Genomic DNA, 23,024 nt, shown 5'->3' on the forward strand with positions numbered 1-23,024 from the left:
GATACTTGGTTTTAAAATACAAATCATTAGTTCTATATACTAAAGTATTCTGAAAGCCATCTGGATTTTCTATAAGTGCATTGTTATTTTTTATATTAAAAATTGATTGTAAATCATCTATTCGCAGTTCGTTACCTAACTTAAATTCTAGTAAATTACCATTTTGTTTTTTTCTAAAAGATGACCTTCTACCCCAAAAAATTGATATTGATTCTCACTTATTTGAGAAATATTATTAGCATTTGAGATTTCAGGAAACAAATCTTGATATAAAAAACGGTTAACAGTAAAGTTTTGTGGCGAACTTTCTTTTATATATCGCCCTGTTAATAAGAAAACTTTTTTATCAGCAAACCTATCAGAGTAACCGATTTTATAGTCAAAAAGATTATTATTAGATGCTAATGATTGCAAAATGGAAAGTCCGTTAAAATTTAAATCAGAGTTATCCTTAAAATTAGAGTAATTAAATTTTGTTGTTGATTCCAACATTTTACGTTCTGATATATCATACGTTATATCTATCTTACCAAAAGCAGTAAGCTTATTATTTGATATTATAACGTCCTCTGTGTTTGTAAAACTAAATCCACTAGAATTAAAATTATCTATAGTATTGCTAAAAAACTGAATTTCGTCTGTATTTAAAAACCCCAAGGTTTTCAATTTTACTTTATTAGACAGGTTATAAATAGCATTCAAGGAAAGTAGTTCTGCATCATTAAAGTTAGTTCTGCTCTCTTTAAAATCATTAATACTACCACTAATATTGTTTAAGGTCTGTAATCGCTGATTATCACCTATACTTGAGGGCTCACCAGAACGGTAGGGTCTTATTAATTGGTTAATATCACCTGTAGAATCATCCCCGGTATTATTAAGATTACTTAAAAAATAAAACTTTTTCTTTTTACTGAAATTAGCCAGATTACCCTTAATGGTATAAAAATTAGAAAATTCTAAGCCATATCCCATGGTAATATCCCCAAACCAAATGTTTTTAGCTTCTTCCTTAAGTTTCAAATTAAGCGCAACTTTATCGCTATTTTCAATACCTTTTAATAATCTACTATTAGAATATTTTTGAAGTAACTCAACACTCTCCAAAGGGTGTACCGGCAAACTTTTTGATAATATTTTATATCCTTTCTCAAAAAAATCATCACCGTCTACCATCAATTTTTCAATTTCTTGGTTTCCAAACTTTATTGTCCCGTCAGAATCTACATTTATTCCTGGTAAATTTTTAAGCAAATCTTCTAGCACTACTTCATTACCTCTTAAAAATGTTTTTACTTTATATACAACCGTATCCTTTTTAATATCAATAGGTAGATCTGCATTGACACTTACCTCATTTAATTCAAAAAGTTTCTCTTTAAGTTCAAAATCCTTTTTTAAATTTTTAGTGTTTTTAGTAATAGAGATAGGCTGTATTAGTTTTTCATAACCTAACATAGAAACAATGAGGTTAAAATCTCCTGTTTCATCCAACTCTAGCTCGTAAAAACCGCTATTGTTACTATAAGTATAAGCAACAGTTATTGAATCTTGTGATTGAAGTAATAGACTACTGTAAGGAATTGGTTTTTGGAAGGCATCCATAATAAAACCAGTAATATTTGTTTGGGAAACAATCGTGCCTGTCGTTAGAAAACTTAAAATCAGAACAAAAAATTTTATCCGCACATTACCTTGATTTATAAAATCTATTATTCTTTATTTGAACCGTTCTTTTCCCACTCATATATAAGCTCAAGCCCAGGTGGCTCTGTATAGCTAGAAGAAACGATAGTAGTATTTCTATCGGTATTCAGAGAACTGACATATGCAAAAAACTCTTTTTGCTTTTCAGGCTTTTCTTTGGTTACAAATTCTTTTAAGGACATTTTTTTAGTCCCTACCGGAATCTGTATGTTTTCGCCTTGGTTTTGGGTAATATATTTTGATAACCTGAAAAGTATTAAACCCTCATCATCTGTAGCTTCTACAATCAATCCAGGTAAACCCTGTAATTTCCAAGGACCATAAGGCACGGGGATGTCATTTGCAAACCAGACTATATAAGTTCTACCCCTAAAGTATCCAGTAGCCTTCTGACATATTAAAGTATTTAGATTTTTGAATTCCTTTTCTATTTTCCAATTAATATTCGGTATTTCTTCATCAAGAATATACACTTCTCTAAATCCGTAAACTTTATTTAAAAAGATTTTTAATTCTCTATTTAAATAATATTCCGGTCTATCATCGGAATCAGGTAAATTTATTTGCACGTTTCCATTTTCATCCAATGTTCTTTCTTCTTCAACAAGTGCCTCTGATTTTAATAAAGTATAATTTGAATGATTGGATGTAAATTTTAAAACTCCATTACTTTTGTAATTAATAATTTTATTTACATATACATATTCTGCGACACTAGTTCTTTGAGCATATGAAAAATATCCAACTAAAAGAATCAAATAAATAAATTGTTTTATCATAGCATTCGTTTTAATGACAAAACCTTTATTATAGGTTTTGTCATTAGATTTCTTTTACTAATTGGACTCCAGAAAAGAACAATTTCATTCTAGCATCAAATTCAGCTACATTGGCTGCAGCAGTAAAATTTGGATGGCATAATTTCTACAAATGAGGTGTGTTCTATAGTTACTAGTTATATAAGTCTATTTAAGTTAAACTAAAATACTACTCTGATTTCAATGTTGGATACTGAATCCCCAACTGCTCTAAATAAGTATCATACTTAGTCTCATCATAATAGAATTTTTCCAAAGCAGGTCTAAATTGTTCTTGTTTATCCTTGTTCAGGTAAATTGGAGGCATATCACTTTCTGAAATCATAGGTTGATATTTGGTATCCTTTTGTTGTTCATTGTTAAAATAGTCCCATGCACCTTTCATCAATTCGGGTTTTAACAGAAAATCCAATATGGTCATGGCTTCAACCTTTGCTCCGGCTACAACTCCTTTATGTGCTATTGGTGTGGCCATGGCAATGGCATTGCTCCAATGATGGCCTTGAAGTCCGGGTATGTTAGACGGATACCTCAGGGTAACCGTTGGAACTTTCCAAGAAATATCACCAATATCATCAGAACCACCACTTACGGGTTCAATTACAGGAAGGCCCAAATCAGCTAATTCCGTAGATAGACCTTCTACCTTTTCCGAACCGACTTCTGTCTGTACCGCCTTTGCCAATTTTTGGTCCGCCTCTGACCATTCCGGCAAACCTACTTGTTTTATATTCCCGTACATAGTTTCGGCAATAACCTTATTATAGTGCCTTGGCCAGGCAGTGCCCAAAACCTTGGAGGACATGGTAGTGCCGGTCATCATTGCCGCTCCTTTTGCCATATCGTTGGCCATGGCATACATTTCCATGATCCCTTCATATTTAATATCCCTAAAATAGAACCATATAGATGCTTTTGAAGGTACCACGTTTGGCTGATCTCCAGAATCCGTAAATATAGAATGGGAACGTTTTAAGGGGTGTAGGTGCTCACGCTTGTAGTTCCAAGCAATATTCATTAGTTCAGCAGCGTCCAGGGCACTTTTCCCTCGCCAGGGAGATCCTGCGGAATGTGCGGCTTCACCATCAAAACTATATTCAACGGATATTAGACCGGTGCCCCTTGTGGGTCCATAGGAGACTCCTAAATTATTGCCCACATGCGTAAAGATGCACATGTCTATATCATCGAACAAACCATCTCTAACGTACCACGCCTTTGCGGCCACAAGTTCTTCGGCAATACCGGGCCAGACCAATAATGTACCTCCTATTTGCTCTCTCTCCATAATCTTCTTTACGGCAAGGGCAGAAGAAATATTCATTGGAATTCCGGAATTGTGACCTTCACCATGGCCAGGCGCACCTTCTACAATGGGCTTGTGATAGGCTACACCAGGATATTGTGATGCTTTAGGAATGCAATCCACATCACTGCCCAAGGCTATAACAGGGCCGTCACCATTGCTCCAAGTAGCAAACCACGCCGTAGGTATGCCAGATATTGAAGTTTCTATTTCAAATCCGTTTTCGATTAATATCCCGGTAAGGTATTTGGACGACTCTACTTCCTGAAAGCCTAATTCGGAAAAACTGAAAATTTTATCGACCATGACTTGGGATTGCTTCTTATTATCCTCGACTATGGATGCGACTTCGGCCTTTAATTTTTCAATTTGTTTGTTTGATCTTTTCTTTTGGGCAATTGCACTACTCATCATAGAGAGTGAGCAAATTGCCGCTAATAGGATAGTTTTTTCTTTCATGGTTGGTTTGAATTAGCTTCTAAAAAGATACGCAAATTCAATCGCCCTACCGTGGCTCTACATTAATTTTTGTCTAATTAAGAACCTACAACCCATTTTTTTGATATTAATAGCAATTTTTGCATGCCAAAACCATACTATTGTAAAGCTGTCTTAAAACAACGGCAACTGTTGGTTCTGCGGCGCGTCTGGCACAACTACTTTTTCCGTCTGTTGTTTTTGCCCCCAACGCATCATAGCTTGTACAACAGGTAACAAGGACTTTCCTGCGGGTGTTAAAGTATATTCCACACGTGGCGGAATTTCTCCATATAAAGTGCGGTCCAATATGCCCGTCTTTTCCAATGATTTTAATTGTTTGCTTAACATTTGGCGATTTATCCCATCTATGGCTTCAAATAATTTATTAAATCTATTCGTACCCTTAGAAATATGATATAAGAGTATGGGTTTCCATTTACCTCCTATCATATCCATACATTTTGATAGCGCCTGTATATCGCTTTTATGCTTTGTCATTTTGTCCCAAATTTAATATTGATGCCTATTTTAGTCGTGTAAATATTGCCTTTCCAAAAGTCTTAAAAACAGACTATAATTTAATCTTATATAAAAATCTAAAATTCGAACCTAATTTAAAAACTATCGGCAATTTTTAGTTCATTGGATAAAGGTAAAACAAAATCCTACTTTTTTCATTAACAATTACTGTTTAAAAGTGTTTCAAATTACCGTGAAAAGTAACTGCTAAAACCTTAATTTTGTACTTTAAAAATCAATACCAGACTCGTTATAATGATTCACTTTTTTGGGGAACCTAGCAAAAAGGTTTTTGCGGTACAGACCGCTAAGGAACTTTCAACTGAAAATACCGGTAAACTTATATGGTTGTTTGGCAACCTACCGAAAATAAATGCGGCGTCACTTGACGCCTTTTTTGTTGGGCCTCGTGCCGCAATGATAACTCCCTGGAGTACCAATGCTACTGAAATCACCCAAAATATGGGTATTGAGGGTATCATTAGAATTGAGGAATTTAATGCCGTAGATGAGCATTTTACAGGATTTGATCCAATGATTTCGCAGAAGTATAAGGTATTGGACCAAGATGTGTTCACTATTAGCGTTGCACCCAAACCTATATTGGAAATTGAAGATATCCAAGCCTTTAATCTACAAGAAGGTTTGGCCCTCAACGAAGAGGAAGTGCAATACCTGGAAAACTTGAGTAAAAAAATAGGTCGTAAATTGACCGATTCAGAAGTTTTTGGTTTTAGTCAGGTCAATTCTGAACATTGTAGGCATAAAATATTCAACGGTACATTCGTAATCGACGGAGAGGAAATGCCTACCTCCTTATTTAAATTGATCAAGAAAACATCCCAGGAACATCCTAATGATATCATATCTGCCTATAAGGACAATGTAGCTTTTGTAAAAGGACCAAAGGTGGTACAGTTTGCCCCTAAAAGTGCAGATAGACCAGACTTTTATCAGGAAAAGGAATTTGATTCCGTTATCTCCTTAAAAGCGGAAACCCATAATTTTCCTACTACTGTAGAACCTTTTAACGGGGCGGCAACCGGTGCAGGTGGTGAAATACGGGATCGCTTGGCCGGCGGAAAAGGGTCCTTACCTTTAGCTGGAACGGCCGTATATATGACCGCATATTCCCGTTTGGAACAAAACAGACCTTGGGAAAAGGGAATGCCAGAAAGAAAATGGTTATACCAAACACCAATGGATATCTTGATCAAAGCATCTAACGGTGCTTCTGATTTTGGAAACAAATTTGGTCAGCCGCTCATCTCTGGCTCGGTTTTAACCTTTGAACATGATGAAGCTTCCTCGCCTTTTGACAGTACCGATGACAATATGTCGTCAGCTTCACAAAATCAACGCAGATTAGGCTTTGACAAAGTTATTATGCAAGCTGGTGGTATAGGCTACGGGAAAGTTGAACAAGCCATTAAGGACAAGCCCCAAACCGGAAATAAAATTGTAATTCTTGGGGGCGATAATTATAGGATCGGTATGGGCGGTGCGGCTGTGAGCAGTGCAGATACGGGGGAATTCAGTTCCGCGATAGAACTCAATGCTGTTCAACGCTCTAATCCTGAAATGCAAAAAAGGGCCGCAAACGCTATTCGTGGTATGGTGGAAAGTGATGAAAATACCATTGTCTCCATTCATGATCACGGAGCTGGTGGTCATCTTAACTGTCTTTCTGAACTTGTTGAGGAAACAGGCGGAAAAATAGATTTAGATAAATTACCCGTTGGCGACCCTACATTATCAGCCAAGGAAATTATAGGCAATGAATCACAGGAGCGTATGGGGTTGGTCATTGGTAAGGACCATATAGATCTATTAAAACGAATTGCCGATCGCGAACGCTCACCAATGTATGAAGTGGGCGATGTTACAGGTGATGATCGTTTTACGTTCGAATCCAAGACCAATGGAGACAAACCAATGGACCTGGAACTTTCAGATATGTTCGGCAGTTCTCCAAAAACAATTATGACCGATAATACCGTGGCTCGAAATTATGCCAATGCCAACTATTCGCTTGAATATTTTCATGATTACTTGGACGAGGTTCTTCAATTAGAGGCCGTGGCCTGTAAGGATTGGCTTACCAACAAGGTTGATCGTTGCGTAGGTGGTCGTGTTGCCAAACAGCAATGTGTGGGGCCGTTACAATTACCTTTGAACAATTGTGGTGTAATGGCTTTGGACTTTAAAGGCAAGGAAGGGATTGCCACTAGTATTGGGCACTCCCCTATCTCTGCTCTTATAGACCCATCCGCAGGTAGCAAGAACAGTATTGCAGAAGCTTTGACCAACTTGGTTTGGGCACCGTTAAAAGATGGTTTGGCCTCCGTTTCCTTATCCGCCAACTGGATGTGGCCCTGCAAAAATGAAGGAGAAGATGCCCGTTTATATAAAGCAGTACAAGCTGTTTCCGAATTTGCAATTGAATTAGGTATCAATGTACCCACTGGAAAGGATTCCCTTTCCATGAAACAAAAATACAAGGATGGTGATGTAATATCTCCGGGTACCGTGGTTATATCCGCTGCGGGCAACTGTAATGATATTACCAAGGTTATAGAACCTGTTCTACAAAAAGATGCCGGGTCTATCTATTACATCAATCTATCTAAGGATGCCTATAAATTAGGAGGTTCTTCATTTTCACAATCAAGGAACAGTATTGGTAGCGAAACCCCCACCATTACGGACTCCGCATACTTTAAAACTGCTTTTAACACCATCCAAACCTTAATTAAGGAAGATAAAATTGTTGCAGGGCACGATGTTGCCTCCGGCGGGTTGATCACAACACTTCTGGAACTGTGCTTTGCGGACACTGAACTAGGGGCCGATCTTGACCTTACCTCATTGGGCGAGGCAGATACCATAAAAATTCTATTTTCTGAAAATGCAGGAGTTGTGCTACAGGCAAAAGATGACAGCATAGCCAATATTTTTACATCTAACAATATAGATGCAATTAAATTGGGTACCGTTACGAGCAAAGCCGTTCTTACCATAAAAAACAATGGTATGGAAATGGGACTAAATATAGAAACCTTACGGGACACTTGGTTCAAGACATCATTCCTTCTTGACAATCAACAGACTGCAAATGGTCTGGCCAAGGACAGATTTGAAAATTATAAGGTTCAACCTTTGCAATATACCTTTTCCAATAAAACCCCTATAAGCCTGCCAAGTAAAACCTTAAACGCAAGCAAAGACAGACCTAAGGCCGCCATTCTCCGTGAAAAAGGCAGTAACTCTGAACGCGAAATGGCCAATGCAATGTATTTGGCCGGTTTTGATGTGAAAGACGTTCATATGACCGATTTAATTTCAGGACGCGAGAATTTGGAGGACATTCAGTTCTTAGGAGCTGTTGGAGGTTTCTCCAACTCAGACGTTTTGGGAAGCGCCAAAGGATGGGCGGGTGCCATCAAATACAATGAAAAGGCCAACACCGTTATCAAGAACTTCTTTGCTAGACCAGATACGCTATCGGTCGGTATATGCAATGGTTGCCAATTGTTCATGGAACTGGACCTAATAAATCCAGAGCATGAAACCCATGGTAAAATGACCTATAACGATTCCCATAAACACGAAAGTAACTTTACATCCGTAGAAATACAGAAAAACAATTCCGTAATGCTTTCCTCATTGGAAGGAAGCAAATTAGGGGTTTGGATTTCTCACGGAGAAGGTAAATTCTCATTACCGCTTTCTGAGGACAACTATGATATCGTTGCCAAATATGGTTATGAAGGATATCCGGCAAATCCAAATGGTAGTGATTTCAAGACGGCAATGCTTTGCGATAAAACCGGTAGACACCTGGTGACAATGCCCCATATAGAACGTTCTATTTTTCCATGGAACTGGGCACATTATCCATCAAACAGAAAGGATGAAGTTTCACCTTGGATTGAAGCTTTTGTGAATGCCAAGGATTGGATTCTTAATCACCAATAATTAAATTTTGAGAATAAAAAACTGTGTGCGCCCCCTCAATTGGGGGAACACAGCTATTTAAAACCTAAACATCTATCTTACCAATATTCTACCACTCCATGTTTTTTCATTGGAATTTTTTAATTTATATAAATATAGTCCTGGATCCAGGTCTTTACGTTCTATAATTATTTCATTTTGACCTTCTACACTATCACCTTCAAGATGATGACTACCTAACAAAGTACCATTTAAAGTATATAAATCAAGGTCAAATGATCCTGCGTTTTCGTCATAAAAATAAAGGCTTGTTCTTTCTATCATAGGATTTGGGTATACTACAGATTTGTTTAAATTATTATCGACGAAAACTTGTGCCGCCTCTCGGTTATGGAAATCTATATTTTGTAGCTCCAATGATCTCTCTTCGGCATATTCATTATTAGCTACTAAATTGAAGGAAATAACCTTAATGTTGGAAAAGTCCGTACCTTCATCCGCATCATTCTTAAAATCAGCATTAAGAAGTGTATAACCTTTCATTTCTGTAGTTAAGGCTATAAAAGTCTGAAAAATTGTGCCGTCACCTTTTATCAACTGAACTTCTAAGCTTCCTGTGCCCATAGCCTCAAAACTCATTTTGGCGTATTCGTTAAGGTTTACAGCAGAAAACCTAGGATTTAAGGCCCTGTAGACTCCTAAGTAACTTTTTGTAGTTCCTGTTAATTTAATATTTCGCTCTATAGGGTATCCGTCTCCCACATAAGGTCCGTCGGCTGGCAATACCTCATAATTAGATACCATGGTATCAACTCCAGAATCATCCAATCCCCAAGGGGCATCAGCAACAAAAAGGTCATCTGGTGTTTGCCCTAATCCGGCACTTATCCTAAAGCCCATATCAAATAAAGTACCGGTTTTAAGAGCAACTGCATCCAAATATCCTTCAATATCCGCTGTTACCCCTAAACTCTCCGTGTCACTGGTTTCCGTTAATTTTAAACCACCTTCTAGATTAATATGATCCGAATTATTGTTGTTCACTATATTTAACAATACCTCTCCATTTTTATAGCTGGCCGATTTAACAAATACTGGTGGCGGTGTTGATCCGTTATATTGTGAAATTTCAGAATTTGCTTCCAAAAGATTTAGTATCTCATCTGCCAATAGCAATAGATCATCTACTGAACTGGACCAAATCTGAAAATTATAAAAGGAGGTATTACTCGTATAGGCATCAATGTTCCAATGAGATTCTATTATAAAATTACCGTCATTATTAACCCTTGCAGAGAACGTCAAAGCAAATTCTTGACTACCGTCCGGTTGTTTAATAATGGATTTGATGAAGTCTTTTTCCCTTAATTGTATGTTAGAGACCGATAATAATTGTGCTCCAAGAAAACGGTCACAGATAAATTTGCTATGCTCATATACCTGATTATCGGTTTTAATTACCATTAAAGAACCTAAATTATCCATTCCATTTAAATAATCTACGGAATAAATGTCCGATGCATTGGTCAAATCCAGCAAATCACTTGGAGATGATTCAATTGTACTTGTCTCGCCAATAATACCCAAAGGAACCAATGAATTTAGGGGAATATTGAAAATGTCAGTTTTGGCATTTAGACCGTACAAGGCACTTTTCACTAATTTTTTGGCCGTTTTCTTATCAAAAACATAATTTGCCTTGGCTCTATTATAATTACGTTTACTGATTAAATTCGCCAACCTGTCATTACTTTCCAATCCACCTTTATTAGCACTAGAAGTCGTAACGATTACCGGGCAAGTAGCTACACCTGAACAAGAGGGGTCATCACAATCAATTAATCCGTCACCATCATCATCAACACCGTTTAAACAATCTTCTTGCGGCACTGGGGCGGTAGGACAACGTGCACCATCATTACTTGAAGCTGCCGGACCAAAGGCGAAAATATTGGACTGTATAACGCCCAACGCAATATCTTGCACTTGTTCTATCTTATATACCGAACCGGTCTGGTTTGCAGAAACATAGAAATTGCCGTCCACATCAAAATAAACCGCACCAAACGTATAATTTAACCCTTGAAGTATGGGTACAACTCCTAAAGCTTTAACCACTCCTGTATCTGGATCAATCCTATAAAGAATATTGGTACCTTTTTCTACAGTATACAACATATTGTCCGCAGCATTAAATGCCCAGTCCGCTATGGACATGGACTGAGTTAATTCAAATGCTCCTAAAAATTCTAGATAAGTAGATGAGCTAGGATTAATATCTACTTTGTAATATGAGGATCCTCCTGCTTTAAAATAATATATACCATTTGCGGAAATATCACCTACATACTTATTTCCTGTTGGCAACTCAGGAATGGTATATTGCTCTATGGAATAATCCTTACCAATACGCACGATTGTGCTGGAAGGGGTAGACAAATAGCCCCAAAGAAATCCATCTGTAGTGTTATAACCTACACCATTAATATTACCAGCGGTAATATCCTCAGCAACTAAGTAGGAGCTACCCGATGCCAAATCCAACGCATAAATATCATTATACTGAAATAAATAGGCATTATAGTCACAATTAAATGGTTCCGCTTGGGAAAGGACTTTGCTACACGCCAATACTAGGATAAGCAAAAAGGTGAAGTTATAAAATGGTAAAATGGTGTAATTTTTTTTCATGTTTTCTACAATTTCAATATAAAAATTAGGAACAAAAATAATTCTAAAAATTAAGGAATTTTCCTACTTTTATTTTAACTGCATACATAACCCGTTCATTTGCAATTTATTGTAGACGAATAGTTAAAATTATCCCCAAGGCTAGCTGAACCTTCAGATTAAGAAATTTATAATCATAAGCTATTTTATTTGTCAATACAATTTTAAAATACCGAGTTCTTTCATTATTTTGCAAAAAAGTTTATAATCTGCATATGCAAAAAATAACCCGTCTATTCGATATACCTTATTATCAATTAGAGCATTTTAACCTTGAAAAAGCTCTAGTAACCAAAAAAAACGGGAAATGGATCGCCACTTCCACGCAAGAGTATATTAATAAAGCAAATGCCATAAGCAGGGGTTTGCTTCGCTTAGGAGTTAAACCTAATGACAAAATAGCCGTTATCTCATTGACCAACAGAACGGAGTGGAATATTTTAGATATTGGAATATTACAGATCGGCGCACAGAATGTACCAATTTATCCCACTATTTCTGAAGAGGATTATGAATATGTGCTAAACCATTCAGAAGCACAGTATTGTTTTGTATCGTGTACAGAGGTATTGACAAAGGTCAACAATATCAAGGGCAATGTAAAATCCCTTAAAGGAGTATACTCGTTCAATGAAATAGATAATTGCCCTAATTGGCAAGAAGTATTGGACCAAGGTGCGGATACGACCAACCAAGAAGAAGTAGAAACGTTAAAGAATAACGTTCAACCATCTGATCTTGCAACTTTAATCTATACTTCGGGTACCACGGGAAGACCAAAAGGTGTAATGATGAGCCATAATAATTTGGTGTCCAATGTTGTAGCAAGTAAAGAACGTGTTCCCTCCAGCACCAATGATACAGCGTTAAGCTTTTTACCCGTTTGCCATATTTTTGAACGTATGATTCTTTATCTCTACCAATATTGCGGAATTGAAATTCATTTTGCCGAAGGGTTGGATAAAATAAGTGATAACTTAAAGGAAGTAAAACCAAATTTAATGACCGTAGTACCCAGGTTGTTAGAAAAGGTATATGAATCTATAATTGCAAAAGGATCAAGTCTAACGGGTATAAAAAAGAGTCTGTTCTTTTGGGCCGTTGGTGTAGGTCTAAAATTTGAACCTTATAAGGCCAACGGGTGGTGGTATGAATTTAAACTTTCCATAGCACGCAAGTTAATTTTCAGCAAGTGGCAAGAAGGCCTAGGAGGTAATCTTGGCATAATGGTATCCGGTAGTGCCGCTCTACAGCCCCGTTTAAGTAGAATTTTTGGCGCCGCAGGTATTCCTGTAATGGAAGGTTATGGTCTTACCGAAACTTCACCTGTCATTTCTGTAAACGATGTACGCAACAACGGGTGGAAAATTGCCACCGTAGGTAAGGTCATTTCAGATGTGGAAGTAAAGATTGCCGAAGATGGCGAAATTTTATGCAAGGGCCCTAACGTAATGATGGGTTATTATAAGGATCCAGAAAAAACCGCCGAGGTTATCAAGGATGACTACTTCCATACAGGGGATATCGGTGAAATAGACCATGAAGGTTTTTTGCGGATTACCGATCGCAAAAAGGAAATGTTCAAAACTTCCGGCGGTAAATATGTGGCACCCCAATTGTTGGAGAACAGATGCAAGCAATCCCGTTTCATTGAGCAGATAATGGTTATTGGTGAAGGTGAAAAGATGCCCGCTGCACTTATTCAGCCCAATTTTGATTATATCTATGAATGGGCCAAGAAAAATAAAATTACCGTAGGTGAAAATTCTGATATCGTACTTAATGAAAAAGTAATTGCAAGATTGGACGAAGAAGTTACCAAGGCCAATGAAAATTTTGCCAAATGGGAAAAAATTAAGCAATTTAGGCTTACGCCGGACATCTGGAGCATTGAAGGCGGACATCTTACCCCTACAATGAAATTGAGAAGAAAAATCATCAAGGAAAAATACATTGACCTGTACAATGATATTTATGGATATTAAGACCATATTCCACAGAAATTAGAAAATCCCAAACGGAATTTTAATCTACTGCCCGGGTTTAATTAATCTTTTAGCCAATTCTTGTTAAATACGGCATTCCGTAATTTTATATAGGCAATTGTAGCAAATTCAAAAAAGGAATAGGTTTTGCTTAAATATTTCATAAATTTATTATGCATGCATAATAAATTTTATTATATTTGGGCTGCAACCACCAGCGTATGAAAGAAGTTACAATTGATTATGCACTTAGAGCTACTTGGCAAGCCGTAGCTAGAATGTATAATGAAGAAGCAAAGAATTTTGATTCTACAATGGCAGTAGGTTTTACTTTATTGAGTATTGACCCCAAAACGGGAACTCCATCTACCGCTTTAGGACCTAAAATGGGCATGGAAGCTACAAGTCTTTCCAGAATCTTAAAGAGTATGGAAAAAAAAGGGCTCATTCTAAGAAAGCCTAACCCAGATGACGGAAGAGGGGTATTAATCTATTTGACCGAAATGGGTCTGGAAAAAAGAAACCTTTCTAAAAGTACCGTACTTCAATTTAATGAAGCTATTAGGCAAGAAGTGGACCAGGAAAAAATTCTGAACTTCTTTGAGGTTACGGAAACCATCAATAAACTAATTGCGGACAAAAAATTATTTTCAAAAAATATATCAAATTAATACCGATTAAACTACATGAACAAGCATATTAAAAAAGTAGCAGTTATCGGCTCTGGAATAATGGGTAGTGGCATTGCTTGCCATTTTGCCAATATTGGAGTCGAAGTATTACTATTGGATATCGTACCAAGAGAACTTACGGAAAAGGAAAAAGCCAAAGGCTTAACACTTAACCATAAAGTTGTTCGTAATAGATTGGTTAACGATTCATTGGCTGCAGCACTAAAATCTAAGCCCTCCCCTATTTATCATCAAAAATTTGCAGATCGGATATCTACTGGAAACTTAGAGGATGATATTGCAAAAGTGGCCAAGGTTGACTGGATCATTGAAGTGGTCGTAGAACGACTTGATATTAAAAAAATGGTGTTTGAAAACTTGGAAAAGCATAGGACTCCAGGTACATTGATTACATCCAATACATCGGGCATTCCCATTCATTTTATGAGTGAAGGCCGTAGTGAGGATTTTCAGAAACACTTCTGTGGAACACACTTTTTTAATCCCGCACGATATTTAAAATTGTTTGAAATTATTCCTGGACCCAAGACTTCACCTGAAGTACTGGAATTTTTAAACGGATATGGAGAAAAATTTCTAGGTAAAACATCGGTTATCGCAAAAGATACCCCTGCTTTTATAGGCAATAGAATAGGCATATTCAGTATCCAAAGCCTTTTTCATATGGTCAAGGATATGAACATGACTGTAGAAGAAGTAGACAAATTGACCGGTCCGGTAATAGGTCGTCCAAAATCCGCAACGTTTAGAACCGTAGATGTTGTTGGTCTGGACACTTTAGTGCACGTAGCCAACGGAATTGCGGATAATTGTAAGGATGATGAAAAGTTAGAACTCTTTAAACTGCCTGGTTTCATCAATACCATGATGGAGAACAAGTGGTTGGGTAGTAAGACCGGCCAAGGTTTTTATAAAAAATCCAAAGATGAAAAGGGCAAGACTGAAATTTTGACGTTGGATTTGGATACCATGGAGTACCGTTCCAAGAAAAGTGCAAAATTTGCCACTTTGGAACTTACCAAAACAATAGATAAGGTCGTTGATAGATTTAAAGTATTGGTTGCAGGAAAAGACAAGGCCGGTGAGTTTTATAGAAAGAACTTTGCGGCCCTTTTTGCTTATGTATCACATAGAATACCTGAAATTACGGACGAACTTTATAAGATTGACGATGCCATGAAAGCTGGGTTTGGTTGGGAACACGGACCTTTTCAAATTTGGGATGCCATTGGTGTCGAGAAAGGAATAGAAATAATGAAAGCGGAAGGAGAAACACCTGCTGCTTGGGTAACGGAAATGCTCGCAGCCGGAACTACTTCTTTTTATGCCGTTAAGGATGGCGCTACCTACTATTATGATATTCCAAAAAAATCGATAGAAAAAATACCTGGACAGGATTCGTTTATCATTTTGGATAATATTAGAAAATCCAAAGAGGTATTTAAAAATAGCGGCGTAGTCGTTGAAGATTTAGGAGACGGAATCTTGAATGTAGAATTCCAATCAAAAATGAATACGATTGGGGGCGATGTTCTTGCCGGACTTAATAAGGCAATTGACCTTGCCGAAAAAGATTTTCAAGGTCTTGTTGTTGGTAATCAAGCCCCAAACTTTTCTGTTGGTGCTAATATCGGTATGATATTTATGATGGCCGTTGAGCAAGAGTATGATGAATTGAACATGGCAATAAAAATGTTTCAGGATACCATGATGCGCATGCGCTATTCCGCCATACCAACAGTATCCGCACCCCACGGTATGACTTTGGGCGGTGGCTGTGAGCTGTCATTACATGCAGATAAAGTAGTAGCCGCTGCTGAAACCTATATAGGTTTGGTTGAATTTGGAGTTGGTGTAATCCCAGGTGGTGGCGGTTCTAAGGAGTTTGCCTTGCGAGCACAAGATTTGTTTCATAAGAACGATGTTGAACTGAACGTACTTCAAGAATACTTTTTAACAATAGGTATGGCCAAGGTCTCCACTTCTGCCTATGAAGCGTATGATCTAGGAATTTTACAATCGGGCAAGGATATTGTGGTGGTGAATAAAGACCGACAAATTGCTACCGCTAAGGCCCATGCTCAATTAATGGCCGAGGCAGGGTATACCCAACCTGTAAAACGTAAGGATATTAAAGTTTTAGGCAAGCAGGCTTTAGGTATGTTCTTAGTAGGTACGGACTCTATGCAAGACAGTAACTATATAAGTGAGCATGACAAAAAGATTGCAAATAAACTGGCATACGTAATGGCCGGTGGTGATCTGTCTGAACCAACACGCGTATCGGAACAATATCTTTTGGATTTAGAGCGTGAAGCATTCCTGTCATTATGTACGGAACGTAAGACATTGGAAAGAATTCAGCACATGTTAAAAACAGGTAAACCATTAAGAAACTAAAAAGGATATGAAACAAGCATATATAGTAAAAGCATATAGAACGGCAGTAGGAAAAGCACCAAAAGGGGTTTTCCGTTTTAAAAGAGCTGATGAATTGGCCGCCGAGACCATTCAGCATATGATGAGTGAGGTACCCCAATTGGATAAAAAACGTATTGACGATGTTATTGTGGGCAATGCTATGCCAGAAGGTTCCCAAGGTTTGAACATGGCACGTTTAATATCACTTATGGGATTGGATATTGTGGATGTACCGGGGGTGACCGTAAATCGTTTTTGTTCTTCAGGAATTGAAACGATTGGTATTGCAACTGCAAAAATTCAGTCAGGAATGGCAGATTGTATCATAGCAGGTGGTGCAGAAAGTATGAGCTCCGTTCCCATGACAGGTAATAAACCGGAATTAAACTATGATTTGGTAAAATCTGGCCATGAGGATTACTATTGGGGAATGGGTAATACCGCAGAAGCCGTTGCTAAGCAGTTCAATGTATCTAGGATAGACCAAGATGAGTTTGCATACAATTCCCATATGAAAGCACTTCGCGCCCAGGCCGAAGACCGTTTTCAAGAACAGATTGTTCCCATAACGGTTGATCAGACTTACGTTGATGAAAATGGTAAAAAAGCAAATAGAAGTTATACCGTTTCCAAGGATGAGGGACCAAGAAAAGGTACCAGCAAAGAAGCTTTGGCCGGTTTAAGACCTGTGTTTGCCGCAGGTGGTAGTGTAACAGCCGGTAACTCCTCGCAAATGAGCGATGGTGCCGCTTTTGTTCTTATCATGAGCGAAGAAATGGTCAAAGAGCTCAATATTGAGCCTATTGCACGTTTGGTAAATTATGCCGCTGCCGGTGTAGAGCCTCGTATTATGGGTATTGGACCTGTAAAAGCAATTCCAAAGGCACTAAAGCAAGCTGGTTTAAAACAAGACGACATTGAGTTAATTGAATTGAACGAAGCATTTGCCTCACAATCCTTGGCCGTTTTGCGTGAGCTTGACCTAAACCAAGATATCGTGAATGTTAATGGTGGAGCAATAGCCTTAGGACATCCATTAGGATGTACCGGAGCCAAACTTTCTGTTCAATTGTTTGATGAAATGCGTAAGCGTAATATGCAAGGCAAATACGGTATGGTAACAATGTGCGTGGGTACAGGACAAGGTGCCGCAGGTATTTTTGAATTTTTAAACTAAAATAATTTTGCAGTAAATAAGTAATGGTTATAGCAACAAGGCCATACTTCTAAAATTACATAATACTAAAAAAATGAGTGCAGAAACAATAAATAAAGACATTCTTAGAGGAGGACAATTTCTCGTCAAGGAAACCAATTGTGAAGATATTTTCACCCTAGAGGACTTAAATGAGGAACAACGAATGATGCGTGATAGCACCAAGGAATTTGTTGACAGGGAATTGTGGGCGCATTGGGAACGTTTTGAGAAAAAAGATTATGCGTATACGGAAGAAACTATGCGCAAAGCCGGTGAATTGGGCTTATTGAGTGTTGCCGTTCCAGAATCCTATGGTGGAATGGGAATGGGCTTTGTTTCTACTATGTTGGTCTGTGATTATATTTCTGGCGCTACAGGTTCTTTTAGTACTGCATTTGGAGCGCATACCGGTATTGGCACCATGCCTATAACATTATACGGTACAGAAGAGCAGAAGCAAAAATATGTGCCTAAATTGGCTTCAGGTGAATGGTTTGGTGCATATTGCCTTACTGAACCAGGTGCCGGATCAGATGCAAATTCCGGTAAAACAAAAGCGGTGTTATCAGAAGATGGAAAAACGTATAGCATTACCGGTCAGAAAATGTGGATTTCAAATGCTGGTTTTTGTAACCTGTTTATCGTATTTGCCCGTATTGAGGATGATAAGAATATTACAGGATTTATCGTTGAAAATGACCCTAGTAATGGCATATCATTAGGAGATGAAGAAAAGAAATTAGGAATTCACTCCTCCTCTACCCGTCAGGTATTTTTCAATGAAACAAAAGTTTCTGTGGATAATATGCTCTCAACAAGAGGAAATGGATTTAAAATAGCAATGAATGCATTGAATGTAGGTCGTATTAAATTAGCGGCTGCATGTTTGGAAGCCCAAAGAAGGGTAATCAATGAAGCAGTAAATTACGCCAATGAACGAATCCAATTCAAAACTCCTATTGTTAACTTTGGTGCTATAAAAGCCAAATTGGCAGATATGTCCACCAATGCCTATGTAGGAGAATCTGCCTGCTATCGTGCCGCAAAGAATATTGAAGACCGTATTGCTATTAGGGAAAGTGAAGGTAATACCCACCAAGAAGCCGAATTAAAAGGTGTGGAGGAATATGCAATTGAGTGCTCAATATTAAAGGTAGCAGTATCCGAAGATGTTCAACATACCGCTGATGAAGGTGTTCAGATTTTTGGCGGAATGGGCTTTAGTGCAGATACACCAATGGAATCTGCTTGGAGAGATGCAAGAATTGCACGTATCTATGAAGGAACCAATGAAATCAATAGAATGTTAGCTGTAGGTATGCTTGTTAAAAAGGCTATGAAAGGTCATGTAGACTTATTGGGACCTGCAACTGCCGTTGGTGAGGAACTTATGGGAATTCCTTCCTTTGATACTCCTGATTTTTCTGAGTTGTTTGCCGAAGAAAAAGATATTTTAAAAAGACTTAAAAAAGTGTTTTTAATGGTGGCTGGATCTGCAGTTCAAAAGTACGGGCCTGAATTGGAAAAGCACCAACAATTAATGTTGGCGGCATCTGATATCCTAATTGAAGTATATATGGCAGAATCTGCCCTATTACGTACGGAAAAAAATGCGAAACGTTTTGGTGAAGAAGCACAGGCTACGCAAATAGCCATGTCCAAACTTTATCTTTTCAATGCCGTTGAAAAAATCATCAATAAGGGCAAGGAAGCTATAATCTCCTTTGCAGAAGGTGATGAGCAACGCATGATGCTAATGGGACTTAAACGCTTTACAAAATATACGAACTACCCTAATGTAGTAGCTTTACGCACACAAATTGCCGATAAAGTTGCCGCAGACAACGGGTATACCTTTGACTAGTTCAGATTACCTTTTTGTTGTTTGGTAAAATGAATAGGAACCGCCCTTAAAAGGGCGGTTTTTTATTTGCTCAAATTCTAACATACCGCTAATTTTGAACAATGCACAAGGAACTACTCAAACAAGTATATAGTCCATCTGAATTTAATTCCATTGGCCATTCACTTATTGACCAATTAACAGAACACTTGAAAAACAAGCTTTTTCAATTATCCAATACGGCAATACCATGGAACACTCCAGAAAACGAGCTACAATTCTGGAAAGAGTTTTTGCACCATGGAGACAAAGCGGATATATTCAAGGAAATAGCAAAACACACCACTTATATCCACCATCCCCACTATATGGGACATCAAGTTGCCCCTCCTGCTCCTATAACCGCGCTATCTGGATTGATAAGCTCGTTATTGAACAACGGCACAGCAGTTTATGAAATGGGTATGGCGTCAAATGCCATAGAACGTATAATAACTAAAAAACTATGCGAAAAGATAGGATATGGCCCCAACTCTGCCGGTTCCTTACTTCTGGCGGAACCCTAGCCAACCTAACCGCTTTGTTGAGTGCCCGCAAGGCCATTACCCAAGCAGATATATGGAACAAGGGTACGGTGAACCAACTAGGTATTATGGTTAGTGAAGAGGCTCATTATTGTGTTGATCGTGCCGCGCGTATTATGGGCATGGGTGAGCAAGGTATCGTTAAAATTCCCGTAACCGATGATTTTGCAATGAATACAGACGTGTTACTTGCAAAATATGAAGAAGCTAAGACAAAAGGCATTGAAATATTTGCAATTGTTGGTAGCGCACCGTCTACGGCAACCGGAATTTTTGATGACTTATCAAAGATTGCCGCATTTGCCCAAAAAATGAATATATGGTTTCATGTGGACGGTGCCCATGGAGGTGCAGGGATATTTTCAGAAAAATATAGGCATACCTTAAAAGGAATAGAACATGCGGATAGTGTAGTGATAGATGGACATAAGATGATGATGATGCCCGCCTTGACGACTGCTCTCCTTTTTAAGGATGAAGTCAATGCAAAGGCTACGTTTAGCCAAAAAGCAGACTATTTATTGTCAGACTCGGAACATGAAGATTGGTATAATTCTGGCAAATGTACCTTTGAGTGTACAAAGAATATGATGGCTATCTATTGGTTTGCGCTACTAAAATTTTATGGTGAAGAAGTTTTTGACGCTTACGTAACCCAATTATATGATATGGGAAAACTGTTTGCGGACCTTATTGAAGATGAGCCCAATTTTGAAGTTGCCATAACTCCAATGTCCAACATTGTTTGCTTTAGATATTGTTCCCCATCTTTGACCTTAGAACGTGAGAATGCGCTAAATGCAAAAATTCGCCAATCTTTGTTAGAAGATGGCGAATTTTATATTGTACAAACCAAATTAAGGCAAAAATTCTATATGAGGATTACCGTAATGAATCCGTTTACGAACATTGACCACTTTAAGAATCTCATACAAAAAATAAAAAGATTCGTATTATAATCAATCTCGTAACGACTCTACCATTTGATCTTCACTGTCTTTCTTTGAAAAGTTAATGGCACATTCTATTAACGCTAGATGTGAATAGGCTTGTGGAAAATTACCGAGCAATCGTTTGGTCTTGAAATCTATGTCCTCACTAAATAATCCTAAATGATTGCTATAGCCCAATAAACGCTCAAAATATTCCAAAGCCTTCTTACGCTCGCCAATTTTAAACAAACTATTGATATACCAGAACGTACATACGGTAAAGGAAGAAGATGGCAGTCCAAAATCGTCCTCATTTTTGTATCGGTATAACAGTCCATCATTACTTAACTCTTTTCCAATGGCATGGACCGTACTAATGTAACGTTCATCTTTGGCATCCACACATCCGTAGGATTCCATTAACAAAACTGAGGCATCCAATTCCTTAGACCCATAAGATTGGGTGTAGGCGCCAACTTCATCATTCCACGCGTTGTCATAGATATCTTTCCATATCTCCGCTCGTATTGGCTCCCATTTTTCAATTTTATGCTTCTTATCAAGCATTTCCGCTACTTTGATCGCCCTGTCCAATGCAGTCCAACATAATACCTTAGAAAATGTAAAATGTCTGTCCTCAGCTCTAAATTCCCAAATACCCTTATCCGCATCTTTCCAGTTATTACTAACGATCCAAACAATTCCTTTGGTAATGGCCCATAGATCCTCCCCGTTATCGATATCAACACTAAACTTTACCATTTGCTCATATATGACATCCATTAAAATACCATAAATATCATTCTGCTTTTGGTGATAGGCCGCATTACCTACTCTAACGGGTTTGGAACCTTTGTAACCGGCCAAGTGATCCAATGTTTCCTCCGTTAACTTCTTTTCCTTATTAATCCCGTACATTATCTGTAGTTTTTCTGCCTTATCCGGGATTAAATCAATAATAAACTGCAAGTAGCGTCTTGCCACATTTTTATGGCCAAGTTCAGATACTACCTTGATTACCATAGATGCATCACGGATCCAACAAAAACGATAATCCCAATTCCTAACCTCACCTATGGTTTCTGGCAAGGAGGTTGTTGCCGCAGCCAGTACGGCACCGGTCTTATCATAACTCAATAACTTTAACGTAAGGGCACTTCGTGAAATTTCCTCATTGAATTTTTTATAGGTTGGCGTTAAATTGGACCAATTCAACCAATAGACCCTTGTATTTTGTAAATCTAAATAAGCACGTTCCGTAGTAGGCAACAACAATTTTTCATTATATCCTATTAATATATATCCATCCTCAGTAAGTTCTATTTGCTCAGAATTTACAATACGTTCTTTAGCAAAGGATGAATATAGAAATATGGTATCAAACTTTACATCATGGGTTAAACTGGCCACAAAATCTTTTTTTATAAAGGATTCCGTTGTTCCTATAGCATATTCAAGCTTTGGATCATATAGTACCGAGAATTTGGGTGTACCGGATACGTATTTAAAATAGCGAATCAATTCTGGCGGAGCATGATATGCATTACCTTCCTTCCTATACCTTGGCATAAAATCATGGATCTCAAAATGATGTTCCCCAGATTTAAAGGAAGTGATCAATATATTGGTATATGGTTCATATTTCTGGGTAATTTTATAACTATCATCAACATGTATTTCAAAACTACCCCCTATTTCCTCATCCAGTAATTTTGCAAACACAGATGGACTGTCAAATTCTGGCAAACAACACCAATCTATGCTTCCTGTTTTTGATATTAATGCTGCACTTCTACAATTTCCTATTATTCCGTAGTCTAAATTATCCATTCAATAAAATTCTTGATTCATT

Annotated in this window: 14 protein-coding genes; 8 read left to right on the top strand and 6 right to left on the bottom strand. The window is 37.8% G+C overall.

The window, feature by feature from the left end; genetic code table 11:
- Nucleotides 1-147 precede the first annotated feature (147 nt).
- The 4 genes from Q2T41_RS01675 to Q2T41_RS01690 all read right to left on the bottom strand — a co-directional run bounded on the left by Q2T41_RS01675 (nt 148) and on the right by Q2T41_RS01690 (nt 4,809).
- A complete protein-coding gene (locus tag Q2T41_RS01675; RefSeq protein WP_304434590.1) occupies nt 148-1,605 on the bottom strand; it encodes a carboxypeptidase-like regulatory domain-containing protein in 1,458 nt (485 codons plus the stop codon).
- A 107-nt stretch (nt 1,606-1,712) separates the two neighbouring features.
- A complete protein-coding gene (locus Q2T41_RS01680; RefSeq protein ID WP_304434592.1) occupies nt 1,713-2,486 on the bottom strand; it encodes a GLPGLI family protein in 774 nt (257 codons plus the stop codon).
- A 208-nt stretch (nt 2,487-2,694) separates the two neighbouring features.
- Nucleotides 2,695-4,290: a zinc-binding metallopeptidase family protein gene (locus Q2T41_RS01685; protein WP_304434593.1), complete on the bottom strand. Its 1,596-nt coding sequence runs from the start codon at nt 4,288-4,290 to the stop codon at nt 2,695-2,697.
- A gap of 153 nt (nt 4,291-4,443) precedes the next feature.
- On the bottom strand, nt 4,444-4,809 hold the full coding sequence (locus Q2T41_RS01690) for a winged helix-turn-helix transcriptional regulator (protein ID WP_089260093.1): 366 nt from the start codon (nt 4,807-4,809) through the stop codon (nt 4,444-4,446).
- A gap of 276 nt (nt 4,810-5,085) precedes the next feature.
- Between Q2T41_RS01690 and purL the strand changes: the two genes are divergently transcribed.
- On the top strand, nt 5,086-8,808 hold the full coding sequence (gene purL / locus Q2T41_RS01695; protein ID WP_304434595.1) for a phosphoribosylformylglycinamidine synthase: 3,723 nt from the start codon (nt 5,086-5,088) through the stop codon (nt 8,806-8,808).
- Nucleotides 8,809-8,880: 72 nt separating this feature from the next.
- Here purL and Q2T41_RS01700 read toward each other — a convergent pair whose 3' ends face one another.
- Complete coding sequence (locus Q2T41_RS01700) at nt 8,881-11,478, bottom strand: DUF6923 family protein (protein ID WP_304434597.1); 2,598 nt, start codon at nt 11,476-11,478, stop codon at nt 8,881-8,883.
- Between the two features lie 254 nt (nt 11,479-11,732).
- Here Q2T41_RS01700 and Q2T41_RS01705 point away from each other — a divergent pair, with 254 nt between their 5' ends.
- From Q2T41_RS01705 to Q2T41_RS01735, 7 genes are all read left to right on the top strand, one after another.
- A complete protein-coding gene (locus Q2T41_RS01705) occupies nt 11,733-13,502 on the top strand; it encodes an AMP-dependent synthetase/ligase (RefSeq protein WP_304434599.1) in 1,770 nt (589 codons plus the stop codon).
- A 221-nt stretch (nt 13,503-13,723) separates the two neighbouring features.
- Nucleotides 13,724-14,173: a MarR family winged helix-turn-helix transcriptional regulator gene (locus Q2T41_RS01710; RefSeq protein WP_089260090.1), complete on the top strand. Its 450-nt coding sequence runs from the start codon at nt 13,724-13,726 to the stop codon at nt 14,171-14,173.
- Between the two features lie 15 nt (nt 14,174-14,188).
- Entirely contained in the window at nt 14,189-16,594 is a 2,406-nt protein-coding gene (locus Q2T41_RS01715; protein ID WP_304434601.1) for a 3-hydroxyacyl-CoA dehydrogenase/enoyl-CoA hydratase family protein, read from the top strand.
- A gap of 7 nt (nt 16,595-16,601) precedes the next feature.
- Nucleotides 16,602-17,792 (top strand): acetyl-CoA C-acyltransferase, encoded by a 1,191-nt coding sequence (locus Q2T41_RS01720; protein ID WP_304434603.1) that lies wholly within the window; start codon nt 16,602-16,604, stop codon nt 17,790-17,792.
- Between the two features lie 73 nt (nt 17,793-17,865).
- Complete coding sequence (locus tag Q2T41_RS01725) at nt 17,866-19,677, top strand: acyl-CoA dehydrogenase FadE (protein WP_089260086.1); 1,812 nt, start codon at nt 17,866-17,868, stop codon at nt 19,675-19,677.
- Between the two features lie 101 nt (nt 19,678-19,778).
- The gene (locus tag Q2T41_RS01730) at nt 19,779-20,222 is read left to right on the top strand and encodes a hypothetical protein (protein WP_304434606.1); all 444 of its coding nucleotides are present in this window, start codon (nt 19,779-19,781) and stop codon (nt 20,220-20,222) included.
- The gene (locus Q2T41_RS01735) at nt 20,162-21,199 is read left to right on the top strand and encodes a pyridoxal phosphate-dependent decarboxylase family protein (protein WP_304434608.1); all 1,038 of its coding nucleotides are present in this window, start codon (nt 20,162-20,164) and stop codon (nt 21,197-21,199) included. The genes Q2T41_RS01730 and Q2T41_RS01735 overlap by 61 nt, the downstream gene beginning before the upstream one ends.
- Here the strand turns inward: Q2T41_RS01735 and Q2T41_RS01740 are convergent, their stop codons facing one another.
- Nucleotides 21,200-23,002 carry a glycoside hydrolase family 15 protein gene (locus tag Q2T41_RS01740; protein ID WP_089260084.1) on the bottom strand — a complete coding sequence of 601 codons (1,803 nt, stop codon included), beginning with the start codon at nt 23,000-23,002 and terminating at the stop codon, nt 21,200-21,202. It lies immediately after the preceding gene.
- Nucleotides 23,003-23,024: the final 22 nt, after the last annotated feature.

The sequence above is a fragment of the Maribacter confluentis genome (assembly GCF_030505015.1).
GTDB classification, from domain to species: Bacteria; Bacteroidota; Bacteroidia; order Flavobacteriales; family Flavobacteriaceae; genus Maribacter; species Maribacter sedimenticola.

Coding starts and splice junctions, on each gene's coding strand:
- Q2T41_RS01675 (WP_304434590.1), bottom strand. CDS start 1,605: ATGGATGCCTTCCAAAAACCAATTCCTTACAGTAGTCTATTACTTCAA.
- Q2T41_RS01680 (WP_304434592.1), bottom strand. CDS start 2,486: ATGATAAAACAATTTATTTATTTGATTCTTTTAGTTGGATATTTTTCA.
- Q2T41_RS01685 (WP_304434593.1), bottom strand. CDS start 4,290: ATGAAAGAAAAAACTATCCTATTAGCGGCAATTTGCTCACTCTCTATG.
- Q2T41_RS01690 (WP_089260093.1), bottom strand. CDS start 4,809: ATGACAAAGCATAAAAGCGATATACAGGCGCTATCAAAATGTATGGAT.
- purL (WP_304434595.1), top strand. CDS start 5,086: ATGATTCACTTTTTTGGGGAACCTAGCAAAAAGGTTTTTGCGGTACAG.
- Q2T41_RS01700 (WP_304434597.1), bottom strand. CDS start 11,478: ATGAAAAAAAATTACACCATTTTACCATTTTATAACTTCACCTTTTTG.
- Q2T41_RS01705 (WP_304434599.1), top strand. CDS start 11,733: ATGCAAAAAATAACCCGTCTATTCGATATACCTTATTATCAATTAGAG.
- Q2T41_RS01710 (WP_089260090.1), top strand. CDS start 13,724: ATGAAAGAAGTTACAATTGATTATGCACTTAGAGCTACTTGGCAAGCC.
- Q2T41_RS01715 (WP_304434601.1), top strand. CDS start 14,189: ATGAACAAGCATATTAAAAAAGTAGCAGTTATCGGCTCTGGAATAATG.
- Q2T41_RS01720 (WP_304434603.1), top strand. CDS start 16,602: ATGAAACAAGCATATATAGTAAAAGCATATAGAACGGCAGTAGGAAAA.
- Q2T41_RS01725 (WP_089260086.1), top strand. CDS start 17,866: ATGAGTGCAGAAACAATAAATAAAGACATTCTTAGAGGAGGACAATTT.
- Q2T41_RS01730 (WP_304434606.1), top strand. CDS start 19,779: ATGCACAAGGAACTACTCAAACAAGTATATAGTCCATCTGAATTTAAT.
- Q2T41_RS01735 (WP_304434608.1), top strand. CDS start 20,162: ATGCGAAAAGATAGGATATGGCCCCAACTCTGCCGGTTCCTTACTTCT.
- Q2T41_RS01740 (WP_089260084.1), bottom strand. CDS start 23,002: ATGGATAATTTAGACTACGGAATAATAGGAAATTGTAGAAGTGCAGCA.